Below are 25,578 nucleotides of genomic sequence, written 5' to 3'. Positions count from 1 at the left end.
CAATGATTGTCCTCGGTATCGAGTCCTCCTGCGACGAGACTGGCGTAGGCATCATCAACCTTCATGACGACGGCACGATGGAAATCCTTGCCGACGTCGTCGCGTCCTCGATGGAACAGCACGCCCGCTTTGGTGGTGTGGTGCCGGAGATCGCCTCCCGTGCACACTTGGAGGCGATGCCGCAGGTGATGGAAAAGGCGCTGGCGGACGCTGGTATTGAGAAGCCAGATGCCGTAGCAGCCACGATCGGGCCCGGTCTTGCAGGCGCACTGCTGGTTGGCGCTTCCGCCGCGAAGGCATACGCCGCCGCCTGGGGCGTGCCCTTTTACGGCGTGAACCACCTTGGCGGCCACGTCGCTGTGGCCAACCTCGAGGGGGAGAGTCTGCCGCACTCGATTGCGCTGCTGGTCTCCGGTGGGCACACGCAGCTGCTTGAAGTCGACGCGGTAGGCAAGCCGATGAAGGAACTCGGCACCACACTCGACGACGCTGCTGGTGAGGCCTACGACAAGGTGGCCCGGCTTCTGGGGTTGGGCTATCCGGGTGGTCCGGTCGTCGACAAGTTAGCTGCGCAGGGGGATCCGAATGCGGTGCGTTTCCCTCGTGCGCTGTCGCGTGCGGAGGATCTGCGCGGCGAACACCGTTACAACTTCTCGTTCTCTGGGCTGAAGACCGCGGTCGCGCGCCACGTTGAGGCCGCCGAGCGTGAGGGCCGCGTGATCTCGCTGGAGGACGTGTGCGCGTCCTTCCAGGAGGCAGTCTGCGACGTGCTTACCGCCAAGGCGATCATGGCCTGCGAGGACACCGGCGCGAACACCCTGCTGCTCGGCGGGGGTGTGGCGGCCAACAGTCGTCTTCGTGAACTCGCGCAGCAGCGTTGCGACGACCGCGGCATCGAACTGCGTGTGCCACGGTTCAAACTCTGCACCGACAACGGTGTGATGATCGCAGCGCTTGCGGGTCAGCTCATCCACGAAGGGGCCACGCCGTCTGATTTGGGTGTAGGCACGGACACGTCGCTCGAGGTAGAGGTTCCGCTCGTGTAATCGCTCGCCGAGCGAGGTCACCAGGGAGGGGCTACATTGAGCACCTGAACTGTATCCCGTGAAAGGAAATCCTCCGTGACCACCGAGCAATTTAGCCAAGAGCAGGCCGAACGCGAACGCTTCGGGCTGCTCGTCAACCCAGATCTGACGTACCGTCGCATCGTGTTCGATGAGGACTCTGCGCGCGAGATGCTCGGTGGCGGAACCGATGGAGTTGTGGAAGTGGCGTTTGACCGCGACGGCAACCGGTTCCACGCGATTTACCGGGTTGACGCTGGAATTGTCGGAGCGGAGCCGAACCCTGTTGCGTCCCTTGCGCGTAACACTGCAGAGACGGACACCCCGGAGTTTCTTACGGATCCCACCCGGTCGATCTGCGGGCCGGTGATCTTCGCGGCGCGCGGGGGCGGCAGCATCAGCGAAGGCACGGTCGAAGAGGTTGTCAACGCGATCCGTGCGGTGGAAAACTTCCGCAACGACAATCCCGAAGAGTTCGAGCTGTGGCGTAACGCGGTGAAAAACCGCTAAACGCCACCAGTGTTGTTGGCTGGCACTCTCATAGGTAGAGTGCTAAGGCAGGTTGTGTGAAGCACAGTTGTTCACCCGCGACGACGGCTGCGCCTCGTGAGACCTGAACTATTGAATCATTCACCAATGAAAGGTTTTTGATCATGGCAAACGTCAACATCAAGCCGCTGGAGGACAAGGTCCTCGTCCAGATCGCTGAGGCTGAAACCACCACCGCCTCCGGCCTGGTTATTCCGGATTCCGCGGCGGAAAAGCCGCAGGAAGCCGTCGTCATCGCTGTTGGCCCGGGTCGTCTCGACGACAACGGCAACCGCATCGCCGTGGATGTGAAGGAAGGCGACACGGTTATCTTCTCCAAGTACGGCGGCACCGAGCTGAAGTACGGCGGCGAGGAGTTCCTCCTGCTGTCCGCTCGTGACCTGCTGGCCGTCGTCGAGAAGTAAGTAAAACGCTATGGCAAAACTCATCGCATTTGATCAGGAAGCTCGCGAGGGCATCCAGCGCGGCGTGAACACGCTCGCCGACGCGGTGAAGGTCACCCTCGGTCCCCGTGGCCGCAACGTTGTGCTTGCAAAGTCCTGGGGCGGCCCGACCGTCACCAACGACGGCGTGACCATCGCCCGCGACATTGACCTTGAGGATCCGTTTGAGAACCTCGGTGCGCAGCTGGTGAAGTCCGTCGCAGTCAAGACCAACGACATTGCAGGTGACGGCACCACCACCGCAACGCTGCTCGCCCAGGCGCTCGTCGCCGAAGGGCTGCGCAACGTGGCTGCTGGTGCGAACCCGATCGAGCTGAATAAGGGCATCAAGGCGGCAGCCGACAAGGTCGTCGAGGAGCTCAAGGCTCGCGCGACCGACGTGAAGTCGTCCGCTGAGATCGCCAACGTGGCCACCGTGTCCTCTCGCGACCCTGAGGTTGGTGAGATGGTCGCAGGTGCCATGGAGAAGGTGGGCAAAGACGGTGTGCTTACCGTCGAGGAGTCTCAGTCCATTGATTCCTACGTGGATCTGACTGAGGGTATTTCCTTTGATAAGGGCTTCCTCTCCCCGTACTTCATGACCGATCCGGATGCCGGCCAGGCCGTGCTTGAGGACGCCCGCGTGCTGCTCGTACGCGGCAAGATCTCCTCTCTGCCGGATTTCCTCCCGCTGCTTGAGCAGGTTGCATCGGAGTCGGTGCCGCTGTTCGTCGTGGCCGAGGACATCGAAGGCGAGGCGCTGCAGGCTCTCGTTGTCAACGCGATCCGCAAGGTGATCAAGGTCGTTGCTGTGAAGTCGCCGTACTTCGGCGAGCGCCGCAAGGCGTTCATGGATGACCTTGCTGTTGTCACCGACGCGACCGTCATCGACCCAGAGGTTGGCATCAACCTCAAGGACGCCACCCTGGACCACCTTGGCTCCGCACGCCGCGTAACCACGACGAAGGACGACACGGTCATCGTCGACGGTGCCGGCACCGCAGAGGCAGTCGAGGAGCGCCGCGAGCAGATCCGCCGCGAGATCGAAACCACGGATTCCACCTGGGACAAGGAAAAGGCCGAGGAGCGCTTGGCCAAGCTTTCCGGTGGTGTCGCGGTGCTGCGCGTCGGTGCAGCGACCGAGACCGAACAAAACGAGCGCAAGCTCCGCGTCGAGGACGCCATCAACGCTGCCCGCGCGGCAGCAGAGGAAGGCATCATCGCCGGCGGCGGCTCCGCACTGGTGCAGATTGCCAAGCAGCTCGAGGAGTTTGCTGAAGGCTTCGAAGGCGAGCAGAAGACCGGTGTGCTGGCAGTGGCACGTGCACTGTCCAAGCCGGCATTCTGGATCGCTGACAACGCGGGCCTCGACGGCGCTGTCGTCGTGTCCAAGGTTGCCGAGATGAACAACGGCGAGGGCTTCAACGCCGCCACGCTCGAGTACGGCAACCTCATCGACCAGGGCATCATCGACCCGGTGAAGGTGACCCACAACGCTGTGGTCAACGCCGCATCCGTGGCTCGCATGGTGCTGACCACGGAGGTATCCGTGGTGACCAAGCCGGCCGAAGAAGGCGAGGAAGGTCACGCACACGCCCACTAGGGTGTCGTCGATACGCTAAAACAGTGCCCCACTTCGGTAGGGCACTGTTTTTCTTTTGGCGTGATTCTTCGGTCGTGCGCTTACTTGACGGCGGCGACGTACTTCACGCTGCCAAGGCCGCGGCGCAGGGCAGTGGAGCGCTCAGATTCACTCATGCCGCCCCAGATGCCATAGGGCTCGGCCACACGCAGGGCATGCTCGCGGCACTGGGTAAGCACCGGGCAGTTGAAGCAAATAGCCTTCGCTCGATTCTCACGCTGCGTGCGGGCGCGGCCCCGCTCACCCTCGGGGTGGTAGAAGATTTCCGAGGCTTCGCCTCGGCAGGCGCCGTGAAGCTGCCAATCCCAAAAGTCTGCATTGGGGCCGGGGAGTTGCTGTGGCAACGTCATGGTGTGAGATCTCCTTTGCCGTGGAAAACGCGATGTACACAACCAGCAGTGCAGTGTTCCGGCGGTGGGTGAACAGAGGGTTGCCGCGCGGTTACGGCACGGGTGTTTCTCGGACGTTCTTGTGAATAAAAGCGCAATTAGTAGGGAAAATGGCAAGAGTTAAAGGTTGGTGAATTCTTGAATACGCGTCGGTAACTCATATGGCGGGGGAATGGGTGTTTATAGTGTTTGCTTGTGATTGGCAATACCGGCGCGACAGCGGGTGACGAGGAAGATGAACTTGTCACCCTCGTTCCACGTGCCGCCGAAGGGGATGCGCGTGCTCTCCAGCGTGTGATTGCCATCGTCCATCCACGGGTGCTGCGCTACGCCAGGGCGCGCATTGGAGGCGGGCGCATGCCGACTGCGGAGGACGTCGCTCAGGAGATCTGCTTGGCGGTAGCGACGTCCATTGACCGCTACGTGGATACCGGGCGGCCGTTCATGGCGTTTGTGTACGGCATTGCGTTTAACAAGGTCGCCGATGCGCACCGCAGCCTGGTGCGTGACAAGACAACGCCTACTGAAGATGTCCCTGACCAGGAGGTTGTTGCGTTCACGCCGGAGGATGCAGCCGTTGTTGCAGACGGAAGTAACGAAGTTCGCGCATTACTCGATTCATTAAGTGATAAGGCTCGCGACATTGTGATTCTGAGAGTGTTTGTGGGCCTCTCGGCGGAAGAAACGGCAGAGGTAGTGGGCAGTACTCCAGGTGCGGTGCGTGTCGCGCAGCATAGGGCGCTGTCCAAGTTGCGTGAGCAGTTGGAAGGAGACCATTCAGGCCATGACGCGTGATTTTGGTGGCGGCGACTTTGGAGAAGAGTACGTTCGCGACGATGCGTTTCTTGATGCGCTTTCGAGTGGTGTAGACCCCAGTGACGGCAGTGACCCACTGGCTGCGGCGCTGCTTGGACTAAAGCAGGACGTCGATCGCCCGATGCCAGCGGCTCCCACGGTGATCCCGGTTGCGCCGGTTGCATCGCTTGACGACGTCCGCGCGCGCCGCCGGACCGCCAACCCATGGGTCGCAGGTGTGGTTGGTGCTGCAGCTGCGTCTGTGGCTATCGTCGGCACTGGCGCTGCGGTGTATGGCACGCAGAGCTCCGCGAACGAAACCACGATGGTGGAGTTGGCAACCACGCTCGACGAGCTGGAGGCAGCGAACCAAAGCGGGGATATGGAGGCCGCCCGAAGCCTGCTTGAGCAGGCTAGGGGGCTTATGGCAGGTATCAAGATGCGTGAGGCGCGTAACGGTGAAGACGTAGTGCAACCAGCGCCACGCACGGTTACTGAAACCACGACTGTGGTGGAGGTCCATGAAGTTGAAGTTCCGCCGAGCGTGCAGCAGCCTGCGCCGGCGCCGGAGCAGAACCCTGCGCCTGCTCCGGAGAATGCGCAGCCGCCGGCTGGGGCACCGGCGCCGGGGTCGGATGCCGTGGCGCCTTCGAACGGGAGCTTGCCGCCGCGCCAGCCGCAGGAGCAACCGCGACCGACGGTGGTGGAGCCGTCCGATTCGCGCGAGCAAACTCCGATCCCAGGAGATCAGCCGCCAGCACGGCCGACGGTCCGCGATAATGTCCCGTCGAACCCAGTTGATTCTGCATCGCGGTACGCAGCAACGCCCGCGCCGGTAGTGCCGGGCGGGGCGGGCTCGTCGGAAAATTTCTAGCTAGCGTGCCTCGAGACCATCGAGGTAGCCCATCGCGTAATCCCACGGAACGTACGCAGTGACGTTCGGTTGCGCGCTGGGCTCATGCACCGGGGGAAGTTCCCCGTTGAGGGTGGCGATCATGTTTTGCTCCATGATCTCCCAGTCGTAGTAGTGCATTTGGTCGCAGTCCTCGCACAGGAAATGGATGCCCAAAATTCCGCGCGGCTTTAACATGCGTTGTGCGTCGCGTACGTGTGCAAGGTCCTGGATGACGGCGACGCGCTCCTCAGGGGAGAGGGGCTCCACGATCTCATCGTCTTCGATGAACGACGCCGGATCGTTTGGGTCGTCCGCGAACGGGTCCAGCGGCATCATGTCGTCGTAATTCACGGTGCCCAGCCTATTAAGTGGCCGCTTGCTAGGCCAATCAGGGCGTCATCCCCGCATAGCCCCAGAGCTTGTGCGACGTTATATCATTGCTGAAAACAATCGCGCGGGAGAGGAGAACATGTCGATGTCTGAGACACGAGTATGGACGGGTGGCGACGATCCGAACAAGGTGGCGCTGAGGGGGCTGACGTTTGATGACGTGCTGCTGCTTCCGGCGGAGTCCCACATTGTTCCATCTGAGGTGAGCACCGAAGCCCAGTTCACCCGCAATATCCGTCTCGGCATGCCGATTATTTCGGCGGCGATGGACACAGTGACCGAATCCCGTATGGCGATCGCGATGGCGCGCCAGGGCGGTATCGGTGTGCTGCACCGTAACTTGAGCGCTCAGGACCAGGCGGAGCACGTCGATGTGGTCAAGCGCTCGGAATCCGGCATGGTGACTAACCCGGTTACCGCCGCCCCCGATATGACCATCGCCGACGTCGATGCGCTGTGCGCCCGTTTCCGCATCTCGGGCCTTCCTGTAGTTGACGGTTCTGACCGTCTTGTTGGCATCATTACCAACCGCGACATGCGCTTCGAGCCGGATGCTCAGCGCAAGGTTGCAGAGGTCATGACCCCGATGCCGCTGGTTGTAGCGCAGGAGGGTGTGGACAAGAAGGAAGCGCTCGATCTGCTATCCGCCAACAAGGTGGAGAAACTTCCGATTGTGACCTCCGAAGGCAAGCTTGCCGGTCTGATCACGGTGAAGGACTTTGTCAAGAGTGAGCAGTACCCGAACGCCTCGAAGGATGAGAACGGCCGTCTACTTGTCGCTGCTGGCGTCGGTACCGGTGAGGACGCATTTGAGCGCGCTGGTCTGCTCGTTGAGGCGGGCGTAGACGCGCTCGTTGTTGACTCCGCGCACGCACACAACAACCGTGTACTTGAGATGGTCTCTCGTGTGAAGAAGGAATTCGGCGACCGCGTCGACGTTGTCGGTGGCAACTTGGCTACCCGTAGCGCTGCGAAGGCCATGATCGACGCTGGCGCAGACGCCATCAAGGTCGGTATCGGTCCGGGCTCTATCTGCACCACCCGCGTGGTTGCAGGTGTTGGTGCACCGCAGATTACCTCCATCCTCGAGGCGGCCGTGCCGGCGAAGGCTGCAGGTGTGCCGATCATTGCCGACGGTGGCATGCAGTTCTCTGGCGACGTGGCTAAGGCATTGGCTGCCGGCGCATCCACCGTCATGCTCGGCTCCATGTTGGCGGGCACGGCGGAAGCGCCAGGCGACATTGTTGTTGTCGGCGGCAAGCAGTACAAGCGTTACCGCGGCATGGGCTCCATGGGTGCAATGCAGGGCCGTGGACTGACTGGTGAGAAGCGTTCCTTCTCCAAGGACCGTTACTTCCAGGCGGATGTGGCAAGCGAGGACAAGCTCGTGCCGGAAGGCATTGAGGGGCGCGTGCCGTTCCGCGGTGACCTGGATTCCATCACCCACCAGATCGTTGGCGGTCTGCGCGCCGCGATGGGCTACACAGGCGCATCCACTATCGAGGAGCTGCAGACCAAGCAGTTCGTCCAGATCACCACCGCGGGCCTGCGTGAGTCCCACCCGCACGACATCACGCAGACCGTCGAGGCACCGAACTACCGCCAGTAGGAGAACCAGCACAACATGCGTGACTACGTGGAAATCGGCATTGGGCGCGAAGCCCGCAAGGCTTACGGCTTGAGTGATTTGTCGATCGTTCCGAAACGACGCACCCGCTCCTCGCAGGATGTGGACACCTCCTGGCATATTGATGCCTACACGTTCGATATCCCGCTTGCGTCCCATCCGACGGACGCGTTGGCAAGCCCTGAGTTTGTTATCGAGATGGGCAAGCAGGGTGGCCTCGGTGTGATTGACGCGGAAGGCCTGTGGGGCCGACACGCTGATCTGGAGGCTGCGGTGAAGAAGGTGGTGGACTCATGCGAGGACCCCTTTAACGTCGATACGGCTGAGAAGTACCAGGAGTTTGTCGAGGCAGGTGAGCGTGCCGTGCGCACCTTGCAGGAGTTGCACGCCGCAGAACTTGATCACGACTTGCTTTCGGAACGTATCGCCCAGGTGCGTGACTCTGGCGTGACTGTTGCGGTGCGCGTGAGCCCGCAGAACGTGCGCGAATTGGCGCCTGTAGTTATCGCCGCAGGTGCAGAAATCCTCTTCATTCAGGGGTCGATCGTGTCTGCAGAGCACGTGCAAAAAGGTGGGGAACCGTTGAACTTGAAAGAGTTCGTCGGTTCGCTCGACGTGCCGGTCATTGCCGGTGGTGTGTATGACTACACGACCGCGACCCACCTGATGCGCGCTGGCGTTGCTGGTGTCATTGTCGGTTCGGGCGATGCCGACACGGTGGTGAATGTCCCGATGGCTACCGCTATCGCAGATGTCGCGGCAGCACGTCGGGATTACCTCGATGAGACTGGTGGACGTTATGTCCACATTCTTGCGGATACCACTATTTGGGGGGCAGGCGAGATTGCTGCAGCCATCGCTTGTGGTGCAGATGCCGTTATGCTTGGCAACCCATTAACGAAGGCAACTGAGGCCGCTGCCGGTGGCGTGTATTGGGAAGCTCAGACTGCTCACCCACGTTTTCCGCGAGGTAGCGTGCGGAAGGAACCTGACTTCACTTCTTCGACGCCACTGGAGGTCGTGCTCTTCGGTCCATCGAGCGATCCGTGGGGTGCGAAGAATCTCATTGGTGGACTGAAAAGAATTATGGCGAAATGTGGCTATACTGGGATCAAAGCTTTCCAGAAAGCCGATTTGGCAATCCGTAACTAAGAACTGGATGAAATCGACCTATGTCTAGCCGTGTAACGATTCTTCGCGACGCCCCTGAGGGCCCATTCCACGAAGTTGATGTGAACGACATCTTCTTTTCGGTGACTGACGCCAAAGGTGTGATGACGCATGTGAACGATGTGTTCATCAAGTACGCGCAGTACTCCGCCGAAGAGATGATCGGTAAGCCGCACAACCTCATCCGTCATGAGGAGATGCCTGGTGCGGCGTTCAAACTCATGTGGGACACCATCGAGGAGGGCCGTCCTTTCGCCGCGTATGTGCGTAATAAGGCGAAGAGCGGCTCCGCGTACGACGTGTTTGCCACTGTTACGCCGCTGCCAAACGGCGGTTACCTCTCGGTGCGTACCCGTCCGATGACGGAGAACTTCGAAGCAGCCGCTGGTATTTACCAAGAAGCAAACATCGTTGAGCACGAGGCGAAGGCCAACGGTGTTGGCCGCCGCGAGCGTGCAGTGATGGGCGCGGAGAAGGTTACGGAGCTGCTGCCGGACTACGACGCATTCCTGCGCGAAGTCCTTCCTGCTGAGGTCCAGGCACGTGAGGATGCAGGCTTTACGCTTCCGGAAGGCTCCGGCGACATCTACGATGCTGCTGTGACGCTCTACCGTGAACTCGACGAGTTCATGACGGTGCAGACCGCCATTAAGGACGCTGCTGAGGAGCTGCGCAAGGCCAGTGCGACGCTGGTCGAGGAAAACGCAGTGACCAACAACGTGAAGGCCGAGATGGAAAACGTGGTCACCGAGGGTGCATCGCGTACGCTGCTGCTCGCACCGCTGCAGGTGTGGGCGACGATGCGTGGCATTATCGACGAGAACGCGAGGACCCTCGAGGAGACCGCTCAGGAGCTCTACGCCAAGACGTCCAACGCACGTATGGCGATTGCTCTGGCTCGTCTGCACACCGCACAGACCGCACAGTTCTCCACGGAGGCTAACGTGCAGGAGTCGATGCAGCTTCTCGTCGACGCACTCGAGGCTGACGTCAAGCACATGGATGACGCCGTGTTCTTGCACTCGTCGTTCCGTCGCCGCGTGGAGCTGAAGGTTAACTCCATCACGGAGCTGACCAAGATTCCGCTCGAGATGATTCGTCGTTGGTCTGAGAACACCAACGACATGGGCGAAGAGGTCGCACCGCTGGTGGAGCAGGTGAACAAGGCAATGGCTGCTGCTGATGCCTCGATTAACCAGCTGCACCGCTCAGCTGAGCGCCTCGCACAGGCACCTTCGACGGAGAAGGTGCGCGAGGCTCTGGACAGTCTCAGCGCTGCGGTCCGTTAAACCTGACGTCGGAGTCGCTTGCCGGCGAGTGTCTGGTTGACGGAAGCACCGATAACCAAGGCAATCGCCGCAAGCTTCAGCGGGGAGGGGCCCTGGCTGAGCACAAGCCATCCGACGAGTGCTGCAAATGCAGGCTCGAACGAGATGAGGATGGAAAATACCTGGGGGCGGAGTCGTCGCATAGCAATCAGTTCCAGTGATGTTGGGAGCAGCGACGCCAAGATTGCGGTACCAATTGCGAGGAGCAGCAGATTGGTATCGGAAACGATAACGAGTGCGCCTTCGAAACCGAAGGGCAACGTCACCAAGCCACCAACTGCAAGGGCAACCGCGAGCCCACCTTGGCCGGCGATGAGGCGGCCAGTGCGCTTGTTGGCAAGGATGTACACCGCCCAGGCAGCGCCTGCGATCAGGATGTAGAACACGCCGAGGCGGTCGAGCGGCTCACCGGAGAGCGAATCAACGCCAAGCAGCGCCATACCTGTAAGCGCAAGCCCGACGGAGATGCCGTCGCGTACCGAACGGGACAACACCGCGGCGAGCAGCAGCGGGCCGAGGAATTGGATGGTTACCGCGGATGCGAGTGGCACAGTTGCAATACCGGCGTAGTAGAAGCCGTTCATGCAGCCTAACGACACTCCGAGCACGATCGCTGCACCCCATTGTTCGGGGGTCCAGCGCCAAAACGCTGGCCGTGAGATTGCAAGCAGGATGACGGAGGCGATGAGTAGTCGGAATGAACTCGTCGCCCAGGTTCCGGCATGGGGGAAAAGCTGCGTGGCAAGAGCTGCGCCAAGCTGCAGAAACAGGCAGGACCCAAGGATGCACAACACGGCGGTGCGGTCGGCATTGGGTTCAACCGGGGAGGGGGCACGCAATGTCATGCAGATCATTCTGGGGCGAAACGTCGAAGAATGGACAATATATTCGGATTTATATGCCATCAGCTAGTATTTGGGCCGTGACTACCGCTCAGAAACGCCCTGTTCTTGTCGTTGATTTTGGTGCGCAATACGCGCAGTTGATCGCCCGCCGTGTGCGCGAGGCGCATGTGTTCTCGGAGGTTGTGCCGTCGACTATTACGGCTGCGGAGGTTCGTGAGAAGAACCCGCAGGCTTTGGTGCTCTCCGGTGGGCCGTCGTCGGTGTACGCGGAGGGTGCCCCGCAGCTCGATCCGGAGATCTTTGAGCTGGGGCTGCCGATCTTTGGTATTTGCTATGGCTTCCAGGTGATGACGCAGGCGCTCGGCGGCAAGGTCGAGGAGACCGGTGCCCGCGAGTACGGCCGCACGGCGATGGCTGTCAAGGGTGGCGTGCTGCACGCTGGCCTGGATGAGCACCCGGTGTGGATGTCCCACGGCGATTCTGTGACGCAGGCGCCGGAGGGCTTTGAGGTCACTGCCTCGACCCCGGGTGCGCCGGTTGCTGCGTTTGAGAACGCGGAGCGCAAGTTTGCTGGTGTGCAGTACCACCCGGAGGTGATGCACTCGCCGCACGGCCAGGAGGTGCTGACCCGCTTCCTCACGGAGATTGCTGGTCTGGAGCAGAACTGGACGGCGTCGAATATTGCGCAGCAGCTTATCGACGATGTCCGTAACCAAGTCGGCGACGGCTACGCCATTTGTGCTCTGTCTGGCGGCGTGGATTCTGCCGTGGCGGCAGCGCTTGTGCAGCGCGCTATTGGTGACCGTTTGACTTGTGTGTTCGTGGATCACGGTCTGCTGCGCCAGGGTGAGCGCGAGCAGGTGGAGAAGGACTTCGTGGCGGCCACCGGCGCGAAGCTGGTCACTGTGGATGAGCGCAAGGCCTTCCTGGACAAGCTCGCCGGTGTGACCGAGCCGGAGGCCAAGCGTAAGGCGATCGGTGCGGAGTTCATCCGTTCCTTCGAGCGCGCCGTGGCTGATGTGCTGTCGGATCACAAGGTGGACTACCTGGTGCAGGGCACCTTGTACCCGGATGTTGTGGAGTCGGGCGGCGGCACCGGTACTGCGAACATCAAGAGCCACCACAACGTGGGCGGCCTGCCGGACGACGTGGAGTTCGAACTCGTCGAGCCACTGCGTCTGCTGTTTAAGGACGAGGTGCGCGCGGTTGGCCGCGAGCTTGGCCTGCCTGAGGTGATTGTGAACCGCCAGCCGTTCCCGGGTCCGGGCCTGGGTATCCGCATCATCGGTGAGGTCACCGAGGAGCGCCTGGAAACTCTGCGCGCTGCTGATGCGATTGCTCGCGAGGAGCTGACCAAGGCTGGCCTGGATGACCAGATCTGGCAGTGCCCGGTCGTGCTGTTGGCCGATGTGCGCTCGGTTGGTGTGCAGGGCGACGGCCGCACCTACGGCCACCCGATCGTGCTTCGCCCAGTCGCATCCGAGGACGCGATGACCGCGGACTGGGTGCGCATCCCGTACGAGACGCTTGAGGTAATTTCTACCCGCATCACCAACGAGGTGGCCGACGTCAACCGCGTGGTGCTGGACGTAACATCCAAGCCGCCGGCCACCATCGAGTGGGAGTAAGTCAGTTTCCTTCGCCCGCATCCTCGCGGGCGTAGTACGCGGACACGGATCCGACGCGCTGCGACACGTTAATGGTGAGTAGCGCGCTGTCTGTGTCCGCGTTTTGCCGTTCTTCGGGGCATGCGGCTTCGCCGATGTTCACCTTGCAGTTGATGTCGACGGGGACGTTTTCCGGCAGGATGATATCGGTGCTGCCGGTGTTGTTCGCAATGTTGACCGTTTTCGGCTCGCTCAGTGGCTCGAGCTCGGTGAAGTCGATGTAGGACTCGCCGATGAAGCCGCTGGTACCCATTTGGTCTGGTAGCTCGTCAACGTCATACACGGTGATGTGCGCGCTGCCGAAGCGGCTGTAATTGCCAAGCCGCACTTCGCTGGTGATCCCCAGCGCAAACACCGTTGCCGTTGTCAGCACCAGTGTGACGGGGATCCACAGCCAGTAGCGCTTCTTTGGTTGCGCACGCTCCGGAGCCGGCTCGACAGGGTCCGGCAAGTGCCACAGCTCAGGTGCCGCGCCGAGCGGGTCCCATGCCGGTGGTTTCTGCCCGGGGTGTTCGTAGCCGTCCGGCACGGTCAGGTGGGAGGTGTCCACAACAGGGCCTTTGCTTGTCTGCGACTCTACGCCCACCACGAGTCCCTCCGGGGCCTCTGGCTGGCGCTGGTAGGCGAGGTACCAACCAAGTGCGAACAGCGCGAAGGTGACCAAAACCCCGCGCAGGTCGCTGGCAACGGCGACTGAGGGGAAGAAGATGACAAGGCCGAGGAGCAGCAGCCAGCCGGTGTCGCGCTCTTTCTTTTCTACCTTGGTCAGCTGCTCTTTCGGGGTGGCGATCGAACTTGCTGGGGTGCGGGTCAGCCCGAAGCGGGGCATGTTGATCCAGCACAACAGGTAAAGGAACAGGCCACCGCCGAAGGCGATTGACAATACGACGAACAGGACGCGGATGAGCGTTGGGTCAATTTGGTAGCGGGCACCGATGCCTTCGCAGACACCACCGACGACGGCCTTGCCGCCCTGGTCTTGCGGGATGCGGGGCGGGCGGGTCTCCCACATGCGCTTCAGCGTGTTGGTTTCCATGGCTTCTATTGTTGCGAGGCAACGCCAAGCGCGGTATCGGGAACGACCCTGATTTTTCATCTCAGGGTTTACCCCGATGCGCCTGAGGGGGTTGCCGTGCAACGATGGGGGACATGTCTGCGTTGTATCCCCGGCTGACCCGTGACCGTTCCCGCCGCGTCATTGCCGGCGTGGCGTCCGGGGCGGCTGACCTGCTCGGGGTGGACGTGAAGTGGGTGCGTCTGTTTTTGGTTGCGGCGAGTTTCGCTGGTGGCTTCGGCGTGCTGCTGTACGCAGGTCTGTGGGTGTTTACCCCGGTTGCTGAAAGTGCTGCGCCGCGGCAGCGCCCGAGTGCGCTCGACATCTTCCTGGTGCTTGCAGGTTTCGCTGGTGCGTTGACGTCGCTGCAGATTTCCTCCGGCGCGGGGGCCACGGTGGTGTTCATCATCGGCGTGCTCATCGTCGGTGCGGTCATTGCGTTGCAGGCGTACGACCGCGGTACGGATTCGTGGGGCAACATCGCCGCGTTGACCTTAGGCGCGCTGTTGATTATGAGCGGGGTGCTCGCTGTGGCACTCCTCGGGGAGAGCGCCGGGGTCGCCGGTGTGGTTGTTTCCGTGCTGGTGACGGTGCTTGGTGTCGGGGTGCTTGTGGTGCCGCTGATTGCCAAGTTGGCCAACTCGCTTGTCGCGGAGCGTGAGGCGAAAGCGGTGGCGGATCAGCGCGCGGAGATCGCCTCGCGCCTGCACGATTCGGTGCTGCAGACCCTGGCGTTGATCCAGCGCCAGGCGGATGATCCGGACGAGGTGGTGCGCCTTGCCCGTGGTCAGGAGCGCGAACTTCGGGCATGGCTTTTCGACGACACCGTGTCCAACCACACCACCACCTTCGCCGCGTTGCAGAAAGCCGCGGGCGAGGTGGAGGACGCCTATGGGGTCGTGATTCAACCGGTCACGGTGGGAGACGACTTTCCTTTCGACGAGCGCACCGAAGCGGTCGTGCTCGCCGCCCGGGAGGCGATGGTCAACGCCGCCAAGCATGCGGGGGTGGACACGATCGACGTCTACGCCGAGCACCTCGCGGGCAGGCTCGAGGTGTTCGTGCGCGACCGGGGTGCCGGCTTCGACCCGGATGCGGTGCCGGCGGATCGGCACGGGCTGCGCGATTCCATCGTGGGCCGGGTGGAGCGAGTTGGGGGAGAGGTTAACGTGGTGTCGTCGATAGGCAATGGCTCCGAGATCGAACTAGCGTTGGACCTATGACGCGCGTGTTTCTCGTAGATGATCACTCGGTGTTTCGGGCCGGAGTGAAGGCCGAACTGGCTGCCGCAGGCGATGGCCAGCTAGACGTCGTCGGGGAGGCAGGCACGGTTGCGGAGGCGGTGCGCGGGATCGAAAAGGAGCGCCCGGATGTGGTGTTGCTGGACGTGCACATGCCCGACGGCGGCGGGTTGGCTGTGCTCAAGCGCGCGCCGGGACCTTCGTATTTGGCGCTGAGCGTCTCCGACGCTGCCGAGGATGTCATCGCGCTGATCCGTGCAGGGGCACGCGGATACGTGACCAAGAACATCGCAGGTGAGGAGCTTGCGGAGGCGATTGAGCGGGTGCGCGGCGGAGACGCATACTTCTCGCCGCGGCTTGCCGGGTTTGTGCTCGACGCGTTTGCCTCTGGTCCGGTTGTGGAGGAGGACGACCCGGCGGTGGATTCGCTGACCCGGCGTGAACTTGAGGTGTTGCGGCTGCTTGCGCGCGGTTACACCTACAAGGAGATCGCCGAGCGGCTGTTCATTTCGGTGAAGACGGTGGAGACGCACGCCTCCAACATTTTGCGCAAGACGCAGACGTCGAACCGCCACCAGTTGACCCGGTGGGCGGTTGCGCGCGACTTAGGGTAGCGCTCCAGGAAATTTGGCAATCAACTAATTGTGGCTGCCTTTTCTTCATCCGGCCACACCGTCACTGCTTTGTATGTGTAGTAGACACACGCTACGAAGACAACAATATTTCCAAAGATGAGCCACTGCGGTGCATCGTTCGGCAGAACTATCTGGAGAACAGCACTCACTAAACAAAGCATGGCAATGTTCGTACTCAACGCAATGATCAGCATTCTGCGTCCAAGGCTCATTTCGTTCCTTACTGTTCGTGGTACTTATATTTATCCGCACTGATCAGCAGCGGTTACGATAGAACCAGATGCGGTTGCCATGGTAGCTGCAGCCATCATAGGGCCAATAGGACCTGTGAGCGGCGCAGTGGCGACTCCGACTGCAGATGCTGTAGTCCCTCCGATCCCTACGAGGATGGCCCCCACACACCCAGCAGTAGACCGAGGTTGAATGAGGGCGGCATCGACTAACTCTGGATCAACGTTCGTTGAATACTTTGCAGTGATCTGGTCACCTTCAACCGAGTATTCGATGTTTACTTTCTCTCCAGTAGTGAGAGTCTTTGAAGTGGGCAGAGCTTCTTCTTCGCCCTTCGGGCTTTCTACAAATACTGTGTCCGCTTCTTTGCGAACGTTACCGTTTACTACTTCAGCGGAATATCCGCTCTCATCAGCGTCATTGATTACGAGAAGCGCTTGTCGCTCCTCTTGTGCCTTAGCAATCCTTTCCTCAAGGACATCATTTCCCGCCCCGGTGCTAGTTGGCTGCTGAACCTCGTTCTGAGAAATCTCTGCGGACGTAGCGACTGGCATTGGTACGAGCACAGAAGCTAGAGCGATAGAAGTAGCAAGCTTAGTTCCAAACTTCAAGGAAAAACCTCTTTCTGAATTCTCGAAAACGAATGAATGTAGGTAGACGATAACACGTTCGCTTAATCTAGTGCCGGCCTAGAACAGGCCTAGAGCACGCCCGCCTGGGTGAGCAGCGACAGGGCGGTCTTGTCGGTTTCTTGCAGCATGAGCGGGTTCGTGCCCGGCATCGGCGAGATCGTCGTGTCCGCCCACTGCTTACCGGTGGGGATGCCCACGATGTGCAGGCGGGGATCCAGGGCGCCGCCGGGGTGGACGGCGCGGCGGGTGTCCGCGTCGGTTTCGGGTGAGGCGGTATGGGCGAAGGGGCGGACGCGGTTGGCGTCGACAAGCGAGCGCACCAGCGGGTCCTTGGTGTTGCGGATGTCCGGGCCAGGCAGGAACGCGTCGGCGAGTGCCGTCGCGGTGGTGGTGCGCCCGTGGCTTGCGGCGGTGAATGCGCCTTCTTGCGTATCGACGACCGGCTGCGGGCCCAGGAACGTCACCAGGCCGGCGTCGGCAAGTGCAAGCAGTTCGCGGGTGCGGAACAGCGGCGGGCCGGAGCCGACCATCTGACCGAACGCCATGTACTGCGAGCGGGCCACCTCCTGGGCACCCTTGCCGTTTTCGGTGGCGATGGCGCTGGGTTTGCGGCCGGCTGAAATCGCCCACAGCCCGGCCTTGAGTGGGGAGTCCCAGGCGGCGACAGCCTCGGCGATGTCGCCCGCCATGGAGTCGGTAACGACCTGCTGGAGTTCGTCCAGGCTGAGGTCTTCGGTGCCGGCGAGTGGGTCGACCCAGGCGGCCATGTCGAACGGCTCGGTGCTCGTGCCCTCGAGTGCCTGAGTCAGCGCGCGGGCGACCGGCAGGATGTCCTCGGGGGAGGCGTGGACGGCCAGGTCGGTGTCGTCGATACGCGTGATGATCTCCTCGAGCGGCACCTTCAGCGCCTCGGGGTGCACGCGCGCGAGGGTGCGGTAGTACTCGGCGAAGGCATCGCGGGCGAGCGCTGGCCACAGGGTGCGGCCGAACGACAAAGTGCCGCTGCCGGGCTCGGCAGGGTTGGCATCGATAGCGGCGCGCAGGCGTGACAGATCGGCCTTTGGCGGCAGCGAGTTGTACTCGGACTTGGGCAGGTAGGGGTAGCCGCGGCCAGAGGTAACGATGAAGTGGGGTTCCTCGCCGGTGGCGTCGTAACGCAAACCGGAGCGGGCCGTGTCGTCTTCGAAGAAGCGGCCGCCGCGGTTGATGGTGGTCAGCGCCATGAGGTCGAAAAAGCCCATGCCCATGCCACGCACGAGCAGGCGCTCGCCCTCGCCGATGCGGTCCACGTCCTGCTCAACCGGGTTGCCGGGCGGGATGTAGGTCAGGCCAGATTTGGCAAAGGCCTGCTGTGCCGGGGTCGGGGCGGGCAACACCCAGCCGGAGGCGACCACGGTGGCGTCGGCGTGGATCAACGTGCCATCTGCAAGCAAGATCGCGTCGCGGCCTCCGTCGCTGTACAGCGACATCGCGCGGAACTGGTGCTCAACCACGGTGACGGAGTCCGGCAGCTCGGCCAGCGCAACCTGCCACACCCAGCGCAAGTACTCGCCATACAACGCGCGCGACGGATTAGATTCAGGCCGCGTCACACGGATTTCAGCGTCGAAGGTGCTGGGGACGGCCGGCGGGTGGTCGCTGATAAGCGGATGCGCGAATTCGCCGCGAAGCGCCTGGATCCACTCAAACATGGTGGGGCCTTCGAGCACAGGTGCGGTGACGGTCGCGCCGGGCTCGGTGAACAGGGTCACCGCGCCAGCCAGGGTGTTCATGCACAGTGTGCGGGTTTGTTCGGTGTCCCAGATGCGGCCGGCGCCGAGCTGGGCGTCGTCGATGATGTGCAACGTCAGTGGTGTGGCGCCACGGTCGTTGAGGAAGGCTGCGATGCGCTCGGTGATGGAGATGCCTCGCGGTCCTGCTCCGACGATGGCGATGTCTGCTCCCACAGCGATGTACCTCCACGATTTCGATGAATCTTTATAACGTGTATAGACTGCGCAGTCTATTAAGAAAGAACCGAATTGTCTAAAAGTGGTATGGTGCCGAAAACCACAAGGGAAAAGAGGACGATAACGTGCCGAAGAAAACGGTTGCGGCCCCAGTTGTACTTGTAGGTGCAGTTGCCCTGCTGAGCGGCTGCACCGCAGGGGGTGGCGCTGAATCTCACGCAGAGGGTGACAATGTGCTCACCTATCTGGAATCCAACTGGTTTAACAGCCTCTACCCGCCGGCTGCCGGGTTTTACCCCAACGGCGGTGTGGTCAATCAGTTAACAGACAGGTTGCTCTACCAAGACCCTGAAACGCTCGAACTCCAGCCGTGGATTGCCACCGACCTGCCGGAGATCAACGAGGACGCCACCGTGTTCACCTTCGATATCCGCACGGATGTGACCTACTCCGACGGCACACCGATGACCGCGCAGAACATCGTGGACAACTTCGACCTCTACGGCCAGGGCGACAAGGATCGCCTGCTCAACGTCTCGGAGCAGATCTCCAACTACGACTACGGCGAAGTTGTCGACGAGGACACGGTTCGCTTCCACTTCACCGCACCTTCTCCGGGCTTCGCGCAGGCTACGTCCTCGTACAACGCGGGCCTGCTGGCGGATTCCTCCCTGCAGCTGCGCAACGAGGACTTCGGCCCAGGCGGGGCGGCGAATGTGATCGGTTCGGGCCCCTTTGTCGTCGATAGTGAAACGCTGGGTACTGACCTTGTGCTGAAAACGCGCGAGGATTACGACTGGGCGCCACCGTCGCTCGAGCACCAAGGACCTGCGCGTATCGACGGCATCCACTACACCCTGGCCGCCGAAGAAGCCGTCCGCTCCGGCGCACTGCTGTCCGGCCAGGCGGATATCGCACGCACGATCTCCCCGCCGGTGGAGCGGCACCTGAAAGACCAGGGCGTGCAGATTGTCGCTGCCGCAGCCAACGGTATGAACAATCAGTTTGCCTTCCGCTTCAACCACCCGTTGCTGCAGGACATCCGCGTACGGCAGGCGATTATCCACGGCATCAACCGTGAAGAGATCGTCCGCATTCTGCTGTCGGATTCCTACCCGCTGGCCACCGCGCCGATGACCTCGAGTGCCCTTGGCTACGCGGAGCAGCCCGGCGCGTACACGTTCGATCCGGATCGTGCGCGTGCGCTTCTCGACGACGCCGGCTGGACCCCCGGCCCCGACGGCATCCGCGTGAAAGACGGGCAGCGGTTGAGCCTGTCGGTCAACCACGCGCTGCCGCAGCCGCGCTCGAAGGAGATTGTCACGATGGTGCAGTCGGACCTGCGTGACCTGGGCATTGAGTTGAACATGGTGGCCGGTGATCGTGCCACGCAAAACGCAGCGCAGAAGGACATCAATCGTGTGCAGTTGATGCACACGATGGTGGGGCGTGCGGATTATGACGTGATTGAGTCGCACTTGTCGGTGAACCGCCGCGACTCGCTGCTGAACAACGCAGGAGATGGCACCCCAGTGGATGCCAAGCTCGAGGAGTTGCTGCAAAAGGTGGTTTCCACACCGGACGATGCGGGCCGTGCGGCCGCGTCGAAGGCGGTGCAGGACTACCTCACAGAACAGGCCTACGTGCTGCCGTTGTTTGAGGAGCCGCAGGTGTACGCACTCGCACCGCACGTGAAGGGCTTTATTACCGAATCGGTGGCTCGCCCGAGCTTCTACTCGGTGTACTTCGACCGCGATGGGGAGGACAACTAAATGGGAAACACTGTGCTGAAACGGATCGGGCAGGCGCTGCTGGTGCTGCTGCTTGCCTACACACTTGCGTTCTTCCTGCTGTCCGCGCTGCCTTCGGACGGCGTGGCTGCGCGCTATGCAGACCCCGCGCTTGGACTGTCCCAGGCAGAGATCGAAGAGATTCGCGAGCAGATGGGCGTGGATAAACCGCTCGTCGAGCAGTACCTGGCCACCCTTGCAGGCTTGTTTACCGGCAACCTTGGGTTCTCGGTTGCCTCGGGCACGCCGGTGTTCGACCTGATCGCGGACGCCGCGCCGCACACGTTCGTGCTTGCTGCGACCTCGATCGGCCTTGCCATCATCGTCGCGCTGCTCACCGCATATGTAGCCACCCTGCCCGGCGGTGGCGCGCTGCGAAGCTTCTTCCGCGCACTGCCGTCATTCATGGTGTCGCTGCCAGGTTTCTGGATCGCGATCCTGCTACTGCAGTTCTTCTCCTTCCAACTCGGCTGGGTCAACGTGGTCGACCCGACCCCGCTCGAGGGGCTCATCCTGCCGTCGCTGACCCTGGCCGTGCCCATGGCGGCGCCGCTGATGCAGGTGCTCATCCGGTCTATCGACGAAGTCCGCGCCCAACCATTCGTCCAAGTCATCCGTGCCCGCGGTGCCAGCGAAGCCCGTATCTTCTGGCGCGACGTGTTGCGCAACTCGCTGCTGCCCGCCATCACCATGGCCGGCCTGCTGTTCGGCGAACTCGTCGGCGGGGCAGTGGTCACCGAAACCGTCTTCGGCCGCGCAGGCTTGGGTTCGCTCACCGTCAACGCGGTATCCAGCCGTGACATGCCGGTACTGCTGGGCGTGGTGCTTATCGCTGCAACCGCGTACGTGCTGATCAACCTCATCGTCGACTTGCTCTACCCGGTGCTTGATGTGCGCCTGCGCGATGCGGCACAACAGCGCAACAAGGCTAAGAAGAGCACCGCTCAGGCTGCCGTGAAGGAGGGCGCCCGATGACCACACAAACAACGAATCCTGTTGCGCGCGCGAGCGTGCGTGCGGGTGCGCGGGCGAAGTCGCGCAAGAACCGCCGGTGGCGCTCACCGGCGACGATCCTGTCGCTGATCGTCCTGGTCATCGCTGCCCTGTGGGCGTTGCTGCCGGGTGTGTTTGCCACCTACGACCCATACAAGGGCGTGGATGTGGCGCTGCTCGCGCCGAATGGCGAGCACATCTTCGGCACTGATGCCGTGGGCCGCGACGTGTACTCGCGCGTGATCTACGGCGCACGCCAGTCGTTGCTCGGCGCGCTGATCGCCGTGGTGGTCGGCCTTGTCCTGGGTACGCTGATCGGCCTGGTTGCAGGTACGCAGCGTGGTTGGGTCGAGACCGTGCTGATGCGGTTCGTGGACGTGCTGCTGGCCATCCCAGGTATTTTGCTGTCGCTGTCCATCATCATCGTCACCGGTTTCGGTTCGCTGCAGGCAGCGTTCGCCGTCGGTATGACATCGGTGGCCACGTTCGCTCGTCTGGCCCGTTCGCAGGTGATCCAGATTGCTGGTGCGGACTTTGTCGAAGCCGCCTACGGTTCCGGCGCGACCCAGACCCAGGTGTTGTTCCGCCACGTGCTGCCCAACTCGCTGACCCCGGTGCTCGCACTTGCTGCGCTGCAGTTCGGCACCGCAATTCTGCAGTTGTCCATCCTTGGCTTCCTGGGCTACGGCGCACCACCACCAGTGCCGGAGTGGGGTCTGCTGATCGCGGAAGGCCGCGACTTCATGTCCACCGCCTGGTGGCTGATCCTGTTGCCGGGCCTGGCCATCGTGGCCACCGTGATGTCCACCAACCACATCTCCCAGGTCATCCAGACAGAAGGTGATGCGAAGTGAGTCCCCCTTTGCTTGAAGTTGACGGCCTCACCGTCGCGTATGGCGACGCCGAGCCGACCGTGGAAAACATCGCGTTTGCCGTCGAGGCCGGCAAGATGACCGCGATTGTCGGCGAGTCCGGCTCCGGCAAGACCACTTCCGCCATGGCGGCGCTCGACCTGCTCGGGCCCACCGGCAACGTGCGCGCGGGCTCCATCCGGTTCAAGGGCCAGGATCTTGCCAGCCTGAGCGCTGCCGAGTGGCGCGAGCTACGCGGCGCAAAGATTGGTTTGGTCCCGCAGGATCCGAACAACTCGCTCAACCCGTTGAAAACCATCGGCGCATCCGTGGAGGATGGGTTGGAGATTCATGGGGTGGGGGACGCGGCGTCGCGTCGTCGTCAAGCAATTGCCCTGCTTGAGCGCGTCGGCATCGATGATCCTGAAAAGCGCTATAACCAGTACCCGCACGAGTTGTCCGGCGGCATGAAGCAGCGCGTGCTCATCGCTGCTGCGGTAGCACTCGAGCCCGAGGTGCTCATTGCGGACGAGCCCACGTCCGCACTTGACGTGACCGTGCAGAAGACCATCCTTGACCTGCTCGATGAGATGCGTACCGAGTTGGGCCTGGGCGTCATTTTCATCACCCACGACCTTGCCGTGGCGGGCGATCGCGCCGATGACGTGGTGATCATGGAGCGCGGCCGCGTCGTCGAGCACGGCCCTGTGAGTACGGTGCTGACCAACCCCACGCAGGACTACTCCAAGCGCCTGCTGGCAAACGTGCCGTCGCTGTCCGTGGCAAATGCGTATCGACGACCCCCTGTCACCACCGACACCCTCCTGCGCGTGAACAACCTTGCCGTGCGCTACGGCGATTTCACCGCCGTATCCGATATCTCCTTCGAGGTCGCGCGCGGCTCCACCCATGCACTGGTGGGCGGGTCCGGCTCCGGCAAAACCACCACAGGCCGCACGATCGCCATGTTTAACCAGCCCGCTGAGGGCAGCATCACCCTCGACGGCGAGGAACTGACCACGCTGAACCCGAAGCAGAAGCGCAACTTCCGCAACCGCATCCAGATGGTGTACCAAAACCCGTTTTCCTCCCTAGACCCGAAGATGCGGGTCGGCGAGATTGTGGCGGAGCCGCTGCGAAACCTCGCCGGCGCCTCCAAGCGTGAGGCGCTCGCGCGCGCCAACGAGTACTTGGAGCGCGTGGCGCTGGACCCGGCGCGGTTCGCCATGCGTACACCCGCGCAACTGTCCGGCGGGCAGCGCCAACGCGTCGCCATCGCACGCGCGCTCATCGTCGAGCCGGAACTTGTGGTGCTCGACGAGGCTGTTTCCGCACTCGACGTGACCGTGCAGGCACAGATCCTGAAACTGCTGGAAAACCTCCAGCGCGAACTGGGACTGACCTACGTGTTCATCTCCCACGACCTGGCGGTGGTGCGACAGATTTCGGATACGGTGAGCGTGTTCAGCCGCGGCCAACAAGTGGAATATGGCCCCACCGACGAAGTGTTTTCACATCCGCACCACGACGTCACCCGTGAACTTATCGACGCCATCCCCGGCACCGTCTTCCGTGCCCGACAGTTAGGAGAGTTTGTTGTCTAACGACATTATCGACCTGCTCGCAGAAACCCCGGCCGACCTTGCCGACCTGCGCCGCCGCCGACCCGAAGCGGTTGAAAACGCCCAGCGCAGCTTCGCAGCCCTGTTTGAGCCCGCCAACCCGGCGCTGATCGAGGCCCTGCCGGTATCCACCCGCTACGCCGTCGCCGCTTTCGTCGCCGGCATTTCCGGTGCGCAGCGCGCCGCGGAGTTTTACGCGGATTTGCTTGTCGACGAAGACGAGGCGCTCGTTGCCGTGGTCGAAGACGCGGTGCGCGCAGGTGTATCCGCCGGCCCCTACGCGGGCGGGGACTTTGTCACCTTCGGCGAGGGGCAGCTCGCCGCCGCCTTTGACTTCGCCCACCTGCTCACCTTCCACCCGAAGGACGCCTCGCCCGCGGCGATCGGGCACCTGCAGACCACTGGCTACACCGAGGACGCGATCGTCTCACTCGGCCAACTCATCTCCTTTGTGGCGTTCCAGCTGCGCGTCGTGCACGGTGTGCAGGTGCTGGCTGGGACCGGTGAGGTGCGGGAGGTCGTCGATAAGCGAGCTGGCTCCCCGGATCCCGGCTGGACTCCCGCAGCGGCGACCCTGCAGCCGGAGGTCGTCGCACCCGAGAAGTTTGTCAACCACTCCCTGGGCTGGAAGCCGTGGGTAGCACCGCTTGAAGAGTCTGAATTCACCGACGAGCAGCGCGACGCCCTGATCAAGCCGGAGCGCATCGGCATGGAGTACTTCCGTCTGCTCGCCCGCGATCCGCAGGCGCTGAAAGCCCGCACCCTGACCGACCTGGACATCTTCTACAACACCGAAGGTGGCCTGGGCCGCGCTGAGCGCGAACTTGCCGCCACGGTGGCCTCCCGTCTCAACGGCTGCGAGTACTGCGCATCCGTGCACCAGGCACGTTCGAAGGCGGAAGGCGGCGACGCGGAGGCGATCGACCGTCTCCTCGACGAAGGCGTGGAGGCGGACCTCGGCTCTGACGAATGGGACGCGATCCGCCAGGCTGCGGTTGCGCTGACCCGCACCCCGTTTGCTTTCGGTGCCGAGCACGTCGAGGCGCTGCGCGAGGTCGGGTTGGATGACCTGGCGATCATCGACGTGATCAACTCGTCGGCCTTCTTCAACTGGGCCAACCGCCTCATGCTCACGCTCGGCGCGCCGGATGTGCCGAAGCGCTACCGCTAGCGCTTAAACCTGCGGCGGCGTTTCTGATCGCGCCACACGAGGTCGTCGGCACGCCATTGCTCGGGTGGCGTCGGGTTTTCGGCGTAGGCGAACAACCAAATGAACAGCAACACCACGAACACGCCAAAGGTCACACGGTTATCGCCTGCGTCAGCCGCCGCCGGGATGAAAATGATCAGTCCGAGCAGAAGCAGCCAGCCGGTGCGGCACTCCTTCTGTTCGATGGGGCTGCGCTGATCCTTGCGGGTAAAGATCGCCCGGCCAGGGCTGATGTCCTCCCCGAGGCGCGGCATGAGCAGCCAACACAACAGGTAAGCGAAAATACCGCCGCCGAAGAAGAACCCGGTGAGCACAAACGCGATACGCACCGCCACCGGGTCGTAGCCGTAGCGGGCGCCGAAACCGGTGCACACACCGCCGAATACGGCCCGACCACCTTGGTCTTTCGTGATGCGCCGCGGGCGGGTTTCCCACATGTGCTTCAGCGATGTCGATGAGGTTTGAGCCATGCGTGCCATTATCCGTATCTCCGGCGGACTTCGCAGCAGGGGTTTCGAGGGTGGCGGGGCCTGCGCGAGGGCCTTTGTAGTAACTCGAAAGCTACTAGAAAGCTACTCGAAAGGGAA

General features: G+C 62.3%; 25 protein-coding genes. 17 read left to right on the top strand and 8 right to left on the bottom strand.

Translation table 11 applies throughout. The features are described from left to right. Positions 1-2 precede the first annotated feature (2 nt). From tsaD to groL, 4 genes are all read left to right on the top strand, one after another. A complete protein-coding gene (gene tsaD, locus HMPREF2690_RS09065; RefSeq protein WP_070422768.1) occupies positions 3-1,046 on the top strand; it encodes a tRNA (adenosine(37)-N6)-threonylcarbamoyltransferase complex transferase subunit TsaD in 1,044 nt (347 codons plus the stop codon). Between the two features lie 75 nt (positions 1,047-1,121). Then, entirely contained in the window at positions 1,122-1,574 is a 453-nt protein-coding gene (locus HMPREF2690_RS09060; RefSeq protein ID WP_070422769.1) for a hypothetical protein, read from the top strand. Positions 1,575-1,717: 143 nt separating this feature from the next. Then, a complete protein-coding gene (gene groES / locus HMPREF2690_RS09055; protein ID WP_070422770.1) occupies positions 1,718-2,017 on the top strand; it encodes a co-chaperone GroES in 300 nt (99 codons plus the stop codon). Between the two features lie 10 nt (positions 2,018-2,027). Further along, the gene (gene groL / locus HMPREF2690_RS09050; protein ID WP_070422771.1) at positions 2,028-3,638 is read left to right on the top strand and encodes a chaperonin GroEL; all 1,611 of its coding nucleotides are present in this window, start codon (positions 2,028-2,030) and stop codon (positions 3,636-3,638) included. 80 nt (positions 3,639-3,718) lie between these two features. Here the strand turns inward: groL and HMPREF2690_RS09045 are convergent, their stop codons facing one another. Continuing rightward, positions 3,719-4,027 (bottom strand): WhiB family transcriptional regulator, encoded by a 309-nt coding sequence (locus tag HMPREF2690_RS09045; RefSeq protein WP_070422772.1) that lies wholly within the window; start codon positions 4,025-4,027, stop codon positions 3,719-3,721. 234 nt (positions 4,028-4,261) lie between these two features. On the opposite strand from HMPREF2690_RS09045, the gene HMPREF2690_RS09040 reads away from it, so the two are divergent. Next, entirely contained in the window at positions 4,262-4,861 is a 600-nt protein-coding gene (locus tag HMPREF2690_RS09040) for a sigma-70 family RNA polymerase sigma factor (protein WP_224213064.1), read from the top strand. Then, entirely contained in the window at positions 4,851-5,735 is an 885-nt protein-coding gene (locus HMPREF2690_RS09035) for a hypothetical protein (RefSeq protein WP_070820715.1), read from the top strand. Before HMPREF2690_RS09040 ends, HMPREF2690_RS09035 begins: the two co-directional genes overlap by 11 nt. Here HMPREF2690_RS09035 and HMPREF2690_RS09030 read toward each other — a convergent pair whose 3' ends face one another. Beyond that, positions 5,736-6,107 carry a DUF5319 domain-containing protein gene (locus HMPREF2690_RS09030; protein WP_070422774.1) on the bottom strand — a complete coding sequence of 124 codons (372 nt, stop codon included), beginning with the start codon at positions 6,105-6,107 and terminating at the stop codon, positions 5,736-5,738. Positions 6,108-6,231: 124 nt separating this feature from the next. On the opposite strand from HMPREF2690_RS09030, the gene guaB reads away from it, so the two are divergent. From guaB to HMPREF2690_RS09015, 3 genes are read left to right on the top strand one after another with little or no spacing between them, the layout of a single operon-like run. Beyond that, a complete protein-coding gene (guaB, locus tag HMPREF2690_RS12290; RefSeq protein WP_070820714.1) occupies positions 6,232-7,755 on the top strand; it encodes an IMP dehydrogenase in 1,524 nt (507 codons plus the stop codon). 15 nt (positions 7,756-7,770) lie between these two features. Next, complete coding sequence (locus HMPREF2690_RS12285; protein ID WP_070422776.1) at positions 7,771-8,925, top strand: GuaB3 family IMP dehydrogenase-related protein; 1,155 nt, start codon at positions 7,771-7,773, stop codon at positions 8,923-8,925. Between the two features lie 20 nt (positions 8,926-8,945). Beyond that, positions 8,946-10,232: a PAS domain-containing protein gene (locus HMPREF2690_RS09015; protein ID WP_070820713.1), complete on the top strand. Its 1,287-nt coding sequence runs from the start codon at positions 8,946-8,948 to the stop codon at positions 10,230-10,232. On the opposite strand, the gene HMPREF2690_RS09010 is transcribed toward HMPREF2690_RS09015, so the two are convergent. Further along, complete coding sequence (locus HMPREF2690_RS09010) at positions 10,229-11,116, bottom strand: EamA family transporter (RefSeq protein WP_070482460.1); 888 nt, start codon at positions 11,114-11,116, stop codon at positions 10,229-10,231. The genes HMPREF2690_RS09015 and HMPREF2690_RS09010 overlap by 4 nt on opposite strands. A gap of 53 nt (positions 11,117-11,169) precedes the next feature. On the opposite strand from HMPREF2690_RS09010, the gene guaA reads away from it, so the two are divergent. Further along, positions 11,170-12,744 (top strand): glutamine-hydrolyzing GMP synthase, encoded by a 1,575-nt coding sequence (gene guaA, locus HMPREF2690_RS09005; protein ID WP_141761231.1) that lies wholly within the window; start codon positions 11,170-11,172, stop codon positions 12,742-12,744. A gap of 1 nt (position 12,745) precedes the next feature. Here the strand turns inward: guaA and HMPREF2690_RS09000 are convergent, their stop codons facing one another. Continuing rightward, entirely contained in the window at positions 12,746-13,819 is a 1,074-nt protein-coding gene (locus HMPREF2690_RS09000; RefSeq protein ID WP_070820712.1) for a PspC domain-containing protein, read from the bottom strand. A 113-nt stretch (positions 13,820-13,932) separates the two neighbouring features. On the opposite strand from HMPREF2690_RS09000, the gene HMPREF2690_RS08995 reads away from it, so the two are divergent. Beyond that, positions 13,933-15,060, top strand: a complete 1,128-nt coding sequence (locus HMPREF2690_RS08995) for an ATP-binding protein (protein WP_246819539.1) — start codon at positions 13,933-13,935, stop codon at positions 15,058-15,060. Then, on the top strand, positions 15,057-15,692 hold the full coding sequence (locus HMPREF2690_RS08990; RefSeq protein WP_070820710.1) for a LuxR C-terminal-related transcriptional regulator: 636 nt from the start codon (positions 15,057-15,059) through the stop codon (positions 15,690-15,692). The genes HMPREF2690_RS08995 and HMPREF2690_RS08990 overlap by 4 nt, the downstream gene beginning before the upstream one ends. Before the next feature lie 20 nt (positions 15,693-15,712). Here the strand turns inward: HMPREF2690_RS08990 and HMPREF2690_RS08985 are convergent, their stop codons facing one another. The 3 genes from HMPREF2690_RS08985 to HMPREF2690_RS08980 all read right to left on the bottom strand — a co-directional run bounded on the left by HMPREF2690_RS08985 (position 15,713) and on the right by HMPREF2690_RS08980 (position 18,522). Beyond that, positions 15,713-15,925: a hypothetical protein gene (locus tag HMPREF2690_RS08985; RefSeq protein ID WP_224213060.1), complete on the bottom strand. Its 213-nt coding sequence runs from the start codon at positions 15,923-15,925 to the stop codon at positions 15,713-15,715. Positions 15,926-15,955: 30 nt separating this feature from the next. Beyond that, complete coding sequence (locus tag HMPREF2690_RS11735) at positions 15,956-16,555, bottom strand: hypothetical protein (RefSeq protein ID WP_224213059.1); 600 nt, start codon at positions 16,553-16,555, stop codon at positions 15,956-15,958. A gap of 89 nt (positions 16,556-16,644) precedes the next feature. Further along, positions 16,645-18,522, bottom strand: a complete 1,878-nt coding sequence (locus HMPREF2690_RS08980; RefSeq protein WP_371326023.1) for an FAD/NAD(P)-binding protein — start codon at positions 18,520-18,522, stop codon at positions 16,645-16,647. A 128-nt stretch (positions 18,523-18,650) separates the two neighbouring features. Between HMPREF2690_RS08980 and HMPREF2690_RS08975 the strand changes: the two genes are divergently transcribed. The 5 genes from HMPREF2690_RS08975 to HMPREF2690_RS08955 are packed head-to-tail and all read left to right on the top strand — an operon-like array spanning position 18,651 to position 24,952. Continuing rightward, positions 18,651-20,297 carry a TIGR04028 family ABC transporter substrate-binding protein gene (locus HMPREF2690_RS08975; protein WP_070820708.1) on the top strand — a complete coding sequence of 549 codons (1,647 nt, stop codon included), beginning with the start codon at positions 18,651-18,653 and terminating at the stop codon, positions 20,295-20,297. Further along, complete coding sequence (locus HMPREF2690_RS08970) at positions 20,298-21,290, top strand: ABC transporter permease (protein WP_070820707.1); 993 nt, start codon at positions 20,298-20,300, stop codon at positions 21,288-21,290. Further along, positions 21,287-22,162, top strand: coding sequence for an ABC transporter permease (locus tag HMPREF2690_RS08965; protein WP_070820706.1), 876 nt, complete (start codon positions 21,287-21,289; stop codon positions 22,160-22,162). The genes HMPREF2690_RS08970 and HMPREF2690_RS08965 overlap by 4 nt, the downstream gene beginning before the upstream one ends. Beyond that, positions 22,159-23,763, top strand: a complete 1,605-nt coding sequence (locus HMPREF2690_RS08960) for a dipeptide ABC transporter ATP-binding protein (RefSeq protein WP_070820705.1) — start codon at positions 22,159-22,161, stop codon at positions 23,761-23,763. Before HMPREF2690_RS08965 ends, HMPREF2690_RS08960 begins: the two co-directional genes overlap by 4 nt. After that, complete coding sequence (locus HMPREF2690_RS08955) at positions 23,756-24,952, top strand: alkylhydroperoxidase domain protein (protein ID WP_070820704.1); 1,197 nt, start codon at positions 23,756-23,758, stop codon at positions 24,950-24,952. Before HMPREF2690_RS08960 ends, HMPREF2690_RS08955 begins: the two co-directional genes overlap by 8 nt. On the opposite strand, the gene HMPREF2690_RS08950 is transcribed toward HMPREF2690_RS08955, so the two are convergent. Continuing rightward, positions 24,949-25,461 (bottom strand): PspC domain-containing protein, encoded by a 513-nt coding sequence (locus HMPREF2690_RS08950; protein ID WP_070820703.1) that lies wholly within the window; start codon positions 25,459-25,461, stop codon positions 24,949-24,951. The genes HMPREF2690_RS08955 and HMPREF2690_RS08950 overlap by 4 nt on opposite strands. Between the last annotated feature and the right edge of the window lie 117 nt (positions 25,462-25,578).

The organism is Corynebacterium sp. HMSC034E11 (assembly GCF_001835905.1).
Taxonomy (GTDB): domain Bacteria; phylum Actinomycetota; class Actinomycetes; order Mycobacteriales; family Mycobacteriaceae; genus Corynebacterium; species Corynebacterium coyleae.
The sequence above is the reverse complement of the archived record's forward strand: the minus strand, read 5'-3'. Positions and strand labels throughout refer to the sequence as shown.

Excerpts from the sequence above, each read along its gene's own strand:
- tsaD (WP_070422768.1), top strand. The coding sequence starts at position 3 with ATGATTGTCCTCGGTATCGAGTCCTCCTGCGACGAGACTGGCGTAGGC.
- groES (WP_070422770.1), top strand. The coding sequence starts at position 1,718 with ATGGCAAACGTCAACATCAAGCCGCTGGAGGACAAGGTCCTCGTCCAG.
- groL (WP_070422771.1), top strand. The coding sequence starts at position 2,028 with ATGGCAAAACTCATCGCATTTGATCAGGAAGCTCGCGAGGGCATCCAG.
- HMPREF2690_RS09045 (WP_070422772.1), bottom strand. The coding sequence starts at position 4,027 with ATGACGTTGCCACAGCAACTCCCCGGCCCCAATGCAGACTTTTGGGAT.
- HMPREF2690_RS09035 (WP_070820715.1), top strand. The coding sequence starts at position 4,851 with ATGACGCGTGATTTTGGTGGCGGCGACTTTGGAGAAGAGTACGTTCGC.
- guaB (WP_070820714.1), top strand. The coding sequence starts at position 6,232 with ATGTCTGAGACACGAGTATGGACGGGTGGCGACGATCCGAACAAGGTG.
- HMPREF2690_RS12285 (WP_070422776.1), top strand. The coding sequence starts at position 7,771 with ATGCGTGACTACGTGGAAATCGGCATTGGGCGCGAAGCCCGCAAGGCT.
- HMPREF2690_RS09015 (WP_070820713.1), top strand. The coding sequence starts at position 8,946 with ATGTCTAGCCGTGTAACGATTCTTCGCGACGCCCCTGAGGGCCCATTC.
- HMPREF2690_RS09010 (WP_070482460.1), bottom strand. The coding sequence starts at position 11,116 with ATGACATTGCGTGCCCCCTCCCCGGTTGAACCCAATGCCGACCGCACC.
- guaA (WP_141761231.1), top strand. The coding sequence starts at position 11,170 with ATGCCATCAGCTAGTATTTGGGCCGTGACTACCGCTCAGAAACGCCCT.
- HMPREF2690_RS09000 (WP_070820712.1), bottom strand. The coding sequence starts at position 13,819 with ATGGAAACCAACACGCTGAAGCGCATGTGGGAGACCCGCCCGCCCCGC.
- HMPREF2690_RS08995 (WP_246819539.1), top strand. The coding sequence starts at position 13,933 with ATGTCTGCGTTGTATCCCCGGCTGACCCGTGACCGTTCCCGCCGCGTC.
- HMPREF2690_RS08990 (WP_070820710.1), top strand. The coding sequence starts at position 15,057 with ATGACGCGCGTGTTTCTCGTAGATGATCACTCGGTGTTTCGGGCCGGA.
- HMPREF2690_RS08985 (WP_224213060.1), bottom strand. The coding sequence starts at position 15,925 with ATGAGCCTTGGACGCAGAATGCTGATCATTGCGTTGAGTACGAACATT.
- HMPREF2690_RS08970 (WP_070820707.1), top strand. The coding sequence starts at position 20,298 with ATGGGAAACACTGTGCTGAAACGGATCGGGCAGGCGCTGCTGGTGCTG.
- HMPREF2690_RS08965 (WP_070820706.1), top strand. The coding sequence starts at position 21,287 with ATGACCACACAAACAACGAATCCTGTTGCGCGCGCGAGCGTGCGTGCG.
- HMPREF2690_RS08950 (WP_070820703.1), bottom strand. The coding sequence starts at position 25,461 with ATGGCTCAAACCTCATCGACATCGCTGAAGCACATGTGGGAAACCCGC.